Origin of the sequence: Ferrovibrio sp., from assembly GCF_025869515.1 — a bacterium.
Lineage (GTDB): Bacteria > Pseudomonadota > Alphaproteobacteria > Ferrovibrionales > Ferrovibrionaceae > Ferrovibrio.
In genome coordinates, this window is the sequence record NZ_JAOZVR010000066.1 from 1 (window position 1) to 7,397 (window position 7,397).

The 7,397-nt window shown below is 68.4% G+C and carries 7 protein-coding genes; 4 read left to right on the plus strand and 3 right to left on the minus strand.

Annotated elements, in window-relative coordinates; translation table 11 throughout:
- Nucleotides 1-31: 31 nt before the first annotated feature.
- Together OJJ21_RS10760 and OJJ21_RS10765 are read right to left on the minus strand one after the other, a co-directional pair.
- Nucleotides 32-580: a DUF924 family protein gene (locus OJJ21_RS10760; RefSeq protein ID WP_297686029.1), complete on the minus strand. Its 549-nt coding sequence runs from the start codon at nt 578-580 to the stop codon at nt 32-34.
- Nucleotides 580-2,373: a monovalent cation:proton antiporter-2 (CPA2) family protein gene (locus tag OJJ21_RS10765; protein ID WP_297686031.1), complete on the minus strand. Its 1,794-nt coding sequence runs from the start codon at nt 2,371-2,373 to the stop codon at nt 580-582. Before OJJ21_RS10765 ends, OJJ21_RS10760 begins: the two co-directional genes overlap by 1 nt.
- 297 nt (nt 2,374-2,670) lie before the next feature.
- Between OJJ21_RS10765 and OJJ21_RS10770 the strand changes: the two genes are divergently transcribed.
- Nucleotides 2,671-3,264 (plus strand): L,D-transpeptidase, encoded by a 594-nt coding sequence (locus OJJ21_RS10770; RefSeq protein WP_297686032.1) that lies wholly within the window; start codon nt 2,671-2,673, stop codon nt 3,262-3,264.
- A gap of 54 nt (nt 3,265-3,318) precedes the next feature.
- Here the strand turns inward: OJJ21_RS10770 and OJJ21_RS10775 are convergent, their stop codons facing one another.
- Nucleotides 3,319-3,699: a DUF971 domain-containing protein gene (locus OJJ21_RS10775; RefSeq protein ID WP_297686034.1), complete on the minus strand. Its 381-nt coding sequence runs from the start codon at nt 3,697-3,699 to the stop codon at nt 3,319-3,321.
- 304 nt (nt 3,700-4,003) lie between these two features.
- On the opposite strand from OJJ21_RS10775, the gene moaA reads away from it, so the two are divergent.
- The 3 genes from moaA (at nt 4,004) to OJJ21_RS10790 (ending at nt 7,365) form a co-directional block, all read left to right on the plus strand.
- The gene (gene moaA / locus OJJ21_RS10780) at nt 4,004-5,008 is read left to right on the plus strand and encodes a GTP 3',8-cyclase MoaA (RefSeq protein ID WP_297686041.1); all 1,005 of its coding nucleotides are present in this window, start codon (nt 4,004-4,006) and stop codon (nt 5,006-5,008) included.
- Nucleotides 5,009-5,154: 146 nt separating this feature from the next.
- A complete protein-coding gene (locus OJJ21_RS10785) occupies nt 5,155-6,342 on the plus strand; it encodes an MFS transporter (RefSeq protein WP_297686036.1) in 1,188 nt (395 codons plus the stop codon).
- A 72-nt stretch (nt 6,343-6,414) separates the two neighbouring features.
- Nucleotides 6,415-7,365 carry a DMT family transporter gene (locus tag OJJ21_RS10790; RefSeq protein WP_297686038.1) on the plus strand — a complete coding sequence of 317 codons (951 nt, stop codon included), beginning with the start codon at nt 6,415-6,417 and terminating at the stop codon, nt 7,363-7,365.
- Nucleotides 7,366-7,397 lie beyond the last annotated feature (32 nt).

A 7,397-nucleotide genomic window follows, 5' to 3' on the forward strand; every position in this document is an offset into this window, starting at 1 on the left:
CCGGGGGAAGGCAATGGGCAGTTGGCCGCTCCTATCCGCCGAAGCCTCCATTGGCGAGGAAGGCCGCCTCCTCTGGCGTGGTCTCGCGCGCCAGCATCGCGAGGCGGTGGGGGAAGCGGCCGAAGCGGCGGATGATGTCGCGGTGCATGCCGGCATGCTCGCGCGCCTCCGCGTCCAGCGCCGCGCTGAGCGCGACGCACAGGTCCTGGTCGGCGGGATGCTCCGAATGAGCGAAGGGCAGCACGAAGAACACCTTCAGCGCGTCCGGCACCTGCGCCATGAAGCCGGCCCGCGCCGCCTGCCGGCCATAAAGCCGGGCCAGCGGATCGGTGGCGTACATATGCGCGGTGCCGCGCCACGCATTGCGCGGGAACTGGTCGGCGAGGATGATCAGCGCCAGCGCGCCCTCCGCGGTGCCGATCCAGTCGTCGTGCCGGCGCGCCGCGACCGCCAGATGCAGGTCGAGGAAGCGCTCGCGGAAACGGCGGTCGAACGCCTCGTCCTTGGCGAACCACAGATCCTCGCCCGCCGCGACCCAGAAGCGCAGGACCGAGGCGATGGCCGCGTCGGCGGCGTTCATCACGACGCCTCGCCGGAAGGGGCCGGCTTCAGCGGCAGATTGCCGAGGATGAGGCTGCGCGCGGCATAGCTGTAGAGCCCTTCCGTCAGCTCGATGGAAAGACGCTCGGCATCGCGGCGCCGCATATCGGCGATCACCTCGGCGCGCTCCCCTGCCTCGACATCCATCATCTCCAGCGCCTTGTCGGCAAGGGTGAGCGCGGATTCGAAGGTCTCGCGCATCTGGAAGTCGGCGCCGGCATTGATCAGCGCGGCGGCGTGCTCGCGGTCATGGGCGCGCACCAGCACCGGCACGAGCGGGAACTCTGCCTTGACCAGCTCGGTGATCTTCAGCGCCGCCTCGGCATCGTTCACCGCGACGATGATGAGCCGCGCCTCGGCCGCGCCGGCGGCGTGCAATATGTCGAGCCGGGTGCCGTCGCCGTAATAGACCTTGAAACCGAAATCGCGCGTGATGCGGATGAGTTCGGGATCGATCTCGATGAGCGAGACCGTGCAGGCATGCCCGACGAGCGGCTGGCTGACGATCTGGCCGAAGCGGCCGAAGCCGATCATCAGCACGCTGGCGTTCAGGTTCTCGGCCACTTCGACGCCAGCGAGCGAGGGCGCCGGCTTCGGCATCAGCCGGTCATGCGCGATGATCAGCACCGGCGTCAGCGCCATCGAGACGATGATGGTGGCGGCGAGCACCGCGTTGGATTCCATGTCGATGATGCCGACCGAGGTCGCGGCGGCGTAGAGCACGAAGGCGAACTCGCCGCCCTGCGCCATCAGCACCGCGCGCTCGACCGCCTCGCGGTTGCTGGCGCGGAACAGCCGGGCGACGGCGTAGATGCCGATGAACTTCAGCACCATGTAGGCGACGACGGCGAGCGCGATGAGCCGCCAGTTGGCGGCGATGACGGCAAGATCCAGCGCCATGCCGACGCCGAGGAAGAACAGGCCGAGCAGGATGCCGCGGAACGGCTCGATATCCGCCTCCAGTTGGTGGCGGAACGAGGATTCCGACAGCAGCACGCCGGCGAGGAAGGCGCCCATGGCCATGGACAGGCCGACCAGCTGCATGGCGAAGGCCGCGCCGAGCACGACGAACAGCGCCGCCGCGGTCATCACCTCGCGCGCCCTGGCCTTGCCGAGGATGCGGAACATCGGGTCGAGCAGGTAGCGCCCGGCGAGGATGAGCGCGGCGATCGCCGCGAGGCCGAGAGCGATGCCGGCCAGCCGCTCCGCCAGCGTGACCTCGGCCCCGCCCGGCGCCAGGAAGGCGACCAGCGCCAGCAGCGGCACGATGGCGAGGTCTTCCAGGAGCAGGATGGCGACGATGCGCCGGCCCTTCGGCACCGCCAGCGTGCGCCGCTCCTCCAGCATCTGCATGACGATGGCGGTGGAGGTGAGCACGAAGCCGGTGCCGGCGACGAAGCTCTCGGGCACGGTATAGCCCAGCGCCAGGCCGACACAGGTCAAGAGCGCGATGCACGAGGCCACCTGCGCCAGGCCGAGGCCGAAGATCTCCCCGCGCATCGCCCACAGGCGGGAGGGCTGCATCTCCAGCCCGATGACGAACAGGAACATGACCACGCCGAGTTCGGCGACGTGCAGGATCGACTGCGGATCGGTGAACACGCCGAGCCCGAACGGCCCGATGACGAGGCCGGCCGCGAGATAGCCGAGCACCGAGCCGAGCCCCAGCCGCTTGAACAGCGGCACGGCGATGACGGCCGCGCCGAGCAGCACGACGATGGGTAGGAGTTCGACCCCCTGAGCCGCGTGCGATGCTGCGGTATCGGCCGCCATGCGGGTATCTCCTGTTCGATATTGTCGCGACGTGCAGGATCGGCAATTTGTCGGCACGGGTATAGCCTGCCCGCACGACGTTCCCCGAGGTTATCGCAAGAGGCGCCGGCGGCGGACCTTTGCGTCACCCCTGTGGCTCCGACGCCATACCCCGGCGGCAATCGATCATTTCACCGCTTCGTCAAGGCTTCCTTGGCGGTTTCCACGTCATAATCGCCGACAGCCGGTCGGAAATGCGTCGGTATGGGCGGCGCGAATGGCCGGAGAACGTCTGGGCGTTTCTTTGTGGGGCATGAAATGCGACTGAGAATAATGGCCGCCGCGGCATTGATGGCCGGGCTGATCGTGGCGGGCGCGGCGCCCGCTTCCGCGCAGGGCTTTTTCGGCAATGTCTTCCCGAAGCCGTTCGACTTCGGCAACGGGCCGAAGAGCGGCTATTCGGGCTCGCCCGTGCCGCGCCAGACCGTGCGCTATGACGGCAAGTACAAGCCGGGCACCGTGATCGTGAACACCGCCGAGCGCCGGCTGTATCTCGTGCAGGACAATGGTATGGCGCTGAAATACGGCATCGGCGTCGGCCGCGACGGCTTCCGCTGGTCCGGCGTGAAGACCATCACCCGCAAGGCCGAATGGCCGGGCTGGACGCCGCCGCCGCAGATGATCAAGCGCCGGCCCGACCTGCCGCGCCACATGCCCGGCGGCATCGACAACCCGCTCGGCGCCCGCGCCATGTATCTCGGCTCGACGCTCTACCGCATCCACGGCTCGAACGAGCCGGAGACCATCGGCCAGGCGGTCTCCTCCGGCTGCTTCCGCATGACCAACGACGACGTCACCGACCTGTACAACCGGGTGAATGTCGGCACCACGGTCGTCGTGCTGAACAACTGACCGCGCTTCATCGTCATCCCGGACCGCCGCAGGCCGATCCGGGATGATGAATCCTCAATGCCGGCGCACCGTGCCGGCGGCGTCGCGCGACAGGTTCTTCGAGGCCAGTTCCTGGAGATAGCGCGTCCAGCGCGTCTCCTGCTCGCGCCCGAGCTCGTGGAACGTGTCCCAGGTGAAGATGCCGGTCGAATGGCCGTCGTCGAAGACGATCCGCACCGCGTAATTGCCGACCGGGATGAGCTCCTGGATGCGCACCTCGCGCTTGCCGGCGACCAGCTGGCGATCCGCCGCCGAATGGCCCTGCACCTCGGCCGAGGGACTCTCGACCCGGAGATATTCCGCCGGCAGCGTGAAGTTCGCCCCGTCCTCGAAGGCGATGGTGAGCGCGCTGTGGTCCTTGTGCAGTCGGATCTCGGTCGGCCAGGCGTCGGTCACGGCGGTCTTTCCCTGGTGGCGTGTGCTCCCCACATAGACATCAATGCCGCGCGCGCCAAGCCGGCGGGCAGCCGGTGGTTACGCCGTGCGGAACGGATGACGGGCGTCGGCGCCGTGCGCGAGGGGAAGACATTCACCCTGACGTGATGTTCAAGTGGCGCCAACAATCGGGCGATAGGCATCCGCGCCTTGGCACCCACCGGCCGAGTGTTTAGAAATATCTGAAAAGGGTGTCACCTAACGGCACCTCGGGAGGTCGTCCGTGAGCCAGCAGGAAGCCATCATCGACCGTTTCCAGCGCGAGATGCACCACGCCCCGCTGGTCGACACCTTCGGCCGCGCGGTGACCTATCTGCGCGTCTCGGTCACCGACCGCTGCGATTTCCGCTGTGTGTACTGCATGGCGGAACATATGACCTTCCTGCCCAAGCCCGAATTGCTGACGCTGGAAGAGCTCGACCGGCTGTGCTCGGCCTTCGTGGCGCGCGGGGTGAAGAAGCTGCGCCTGACCGGCGGCGAGCCGCTGGTGCGCCGTGACGTGATGACCCTGTTCCGCTCGCTGTCGCGCCATCTCGATTCGGGCGCGCTGGAGGAGCTGACGCTGACTACCAACGGCTCGCAGCTCGCCCGTTTCGCCAAGGAATTGGCAGCCTGCGGCGTCAAGCGCATCAATGTCTCGCTCGACACGCTCGACCCGCAGCGTTTCCGCGCGCTGACCCGCTGGGGTGACCTCTCCAAGGTACTCGCCGGCATCGATGCGGCGCAGGATGCCGGCATCCATGTGAAGCTCAATGCCGTCGCGCTCGCCGGCGAGAATGAGCACGAGATCCCCGCGCTGATCGAATGGGCGCATGGCCGCGATATGGACGTCTCGCTGATCGAGGTCATGCCGCTGGGCGAGACCGGGGCGGAGCGCATCGACCAGTATCTGCCGCTCTCCACCGTGCGCGAAAGGCTGGCGCAGCGCTGGACGCTGGAGGACATCGCCTTCCGCACCGGCGGCCCGGCGCGCTATGTCTCCATCAAGGAGACCGGCGGACGGCTCGGCTTCATCACGCCGCTGACGCATAATTTCTGCGAGGGCTGCAACCGGGTGCGCGTCACCTGCACCGGCACGCTCTATATGTGCCTCGGCCAGGACGACGCGGCGGACCTGCGCGCGCCCCTGCGGGCCTCGGAGAGCGACGACAAGCTGCACGCCGCGCTGGATGAGGCCATCTTCCGCAAGCCCAAGGGGCACGATTTCGTCATCGACCGCCCCGGCCGCCCCCCGGCCCTGCGCCGCCACATGAGCGTCACCGGCGGCTGAGACGACCCGTATCCTGCCCTGCATCCCCGCATGGCTGGGTCGCGCGCGGCTTTGTTGCTGCGTCGCAACATGATGTGCATATGCTGCTGCGGTCCGTAGTGCTACCTACGCGGCGAACCGAGACCCACAATCAAGCGAGTCCGTCCATGCAGCTCCCGCTGTTGGCCCTGGCCATGGCTTCGTTCGGCATCGGCACCACCGAGTTCGTCATCATGGGCTTGCTGCCCGAGGTGGCGGCCGATCTCGGCGTGTCGATCCCCGCCGCGGGGCTGCTGGTGACCGGCTATGCGCTCGGCGTCGTCATCGGCGCGCCGATCGTCGCCATCATCACCAATGCGCTGCCGCGCAAGGCCACGCTGATGGGCCTCGCCAGCGTGTTCGTGCTCGGCAATTTGCTCTGCGCCATCGCGCCGGACTACTGGTTCCTGATGGGCGCGCGCGTCGTCACCGCCTTCTGCCACGGCGCGTTCTTCGGCATCGGCGCGGTGGTCGCGGCCAATCTGGTGCCGCCCCGGCAGCGCGCCAGCGCCATCGCGCTGATGTTCGCGGGACTGACGCTGGCCAATGTGCTCGGCGTACCGCTCGGCACCGCGCTCGGCCAGGCGCTGGGCTGGCGCTCCACCTTCTGGGCGGTGGTGGTCATCGGCATCCTCGCGGTGAGCGCGATCGCGCTGTGGGTGCCGCGCGACATTCCCCATTCCGCCGGCAACATCATCCGCGAATTCGCCGTGCTGAAGCGCCCGCAGGTGCTGCTGACCATGATGATGAGCGTGCTGGCCTCGGCCAGCCTGTTCACCGTCTTCACCTATATCGCGCCGCTGCTGCGCGACGTGACCGGGCTGACACCGCATGTCGTGACCTATGTGCTGCTGCTGTTCGGCGTCGGCATCACCATCGGCAACATCCTCGGCGGCAAGCTGGCCGACTGGCGGCTGATGCCCTCGCTGATGGCGACCTTCGTCGGCCTGGCGGCGATCCTCGTCGTGCTGGTGTTCGCCAGCGCCGACATGGTCGCCGTGGTCGCGACGATCTTCGTCTGGGGCATTCTGGTGTTCGCCGTGGTGCCGCCGATCCAGATGCGCGTGGTGGATGCCGCCGTCGGCGCGCCCAACCTCGCCTCGACGCTGAACCAGGGCGCGTTCAACCTCGGCAATGCCGCCGGCGCGTGGATCGGCGGGGCCGCCATCACGCTCGGCGTCGGCTATGTCGACCTGCCGTGGATCGGCGCGGCGCTGTCGGTCGGCGCGCTCGGCCTGTGCATGGTTTCCCAATCGCTGGAGCGCCGCGCGGGCGGGCTCGTCGCCACAGGCGAGCCGGCATGCGAGGAAGGCTGAGCCGACCTGACGCAGGCGCAGGGCTATAAGTCTGGCCACGGCAGCACAGCGTCTTTATTCCGACGCCATCGCGTGGCTCAACGTGCCACCAACCCTTCGGCCTACATTCCCATGCACGATTCCTCCGCCCTGCGCCGCGGCATCCTCCTGATGATCGCGGGCTCCGCCATCTTCGCGACGAACGACGCCTTCTCGAAACTGGCGCTGGCGCATATTCCGCCGACGCAGATTCTCGCGGTGCGCGGCGTGATGGCGGGGGTGTTCCTGCTCGGCCTGCTGGCCTGGAAGGGCGAGCTGCCGGCGCTGCGTTTCGCCTTCGACCGGAGGGTGCTGCTGCGCGCGGTGGCGGAGGCCGGCGTCGCCATCCTGTTCATCACCGCCATCATCACCATGTCGCTCGGCGACGCGGCGGCGATCATCCAGGTGGCGCCGCTCGTCACCATGGCGGTGGCGGTGCTGTTCCTCGGCTCGCGGATCGGCTGGAGCCAGTGGCTGGCGGTCCTCGTCGGCTTTCTCGGCGTGACGCTGATCATCAAGCCGGGCACATCGGCCTTCGACGCCATGGCGCTGCTGCCGCTCGGCTCGGCGCTGCTGGTCGCGCTGCGCGATTTCGTCACCGGCAGCATCGGCCGGCATGTACCGACCCTGGTCGTGACATTGGCCACGACCTTCGTCGGCATGCTGCTCGGCTTCGGCGGCGCGCTGGTGGAGGGCTGGCACCCGCTCGACCTCGTCACGCTCGGCTATCTGTTCGGCGGCAGCGTCACCCTGATCAGCGGGCACATGCTGACCATCGCCGCCTTCCGCGGCAACGATCCCGCCGCCATCGCCCCGTTCCGCTACGCGGCGGTGGTGTGCTCGGTCGGGCTGAGCGCCTGGCTGTTCGGCGCCATGCCCGATCTCGTCTCCATCGCCGGCATCGCCCTCATCATGGCCGCCGGGCTCTATGCGATGCGCCAGCACCGGCCGGCCCCGCGCGCCCTGCCCGCGCCGCCGGTGGAAGAGCCGCGCAAGGCGGTCTGACGCGCCGCACGCACAAAAAGGGCGGCCCGCAG

What these genes read in the sequence shown, in the direction of transcription:
- moaA (WP_297686041.1), top strand. Translation starts at nt 4,004, where the DNA reads ATGCACCACGCCCCGCTGGTCGACACCTTCGGCCGCGCGGTGACCTAT.
- OJJ21_RS10760 (WP_297686029.1), bottom strand. Translation starts at nt 580, where the DNA reads ATGAACGCCGCCGACGCGGCCATCGCCTCGGTCCTGCGCTTCTGGGTC.
- OJJ21_RS10770 (WP_297686032.1), top strand. Translation starts at nt 2,671, where the DNA reads ATGCGACTGAGAATAATGGCCGCCGCGGCATTGATGGCCGGGCTGATC.
- OJJ21_RS10765 (WP_297686031.1), bottom strand. Translation starts at nt 2,373, where the DNA reads ATGGCGGCCGATACCGCAGCATCGCACGCGGCTCAGGGGGTCGAACTC.
- OJJ21_RS10785 (WP_297686036.1), top strand. Translation starts at nt 5,155, where the DNA reads ATGCAGCTCCCGCTGTTGGCCCTGGCCATGGCTTCGTTCGGCATCGGC.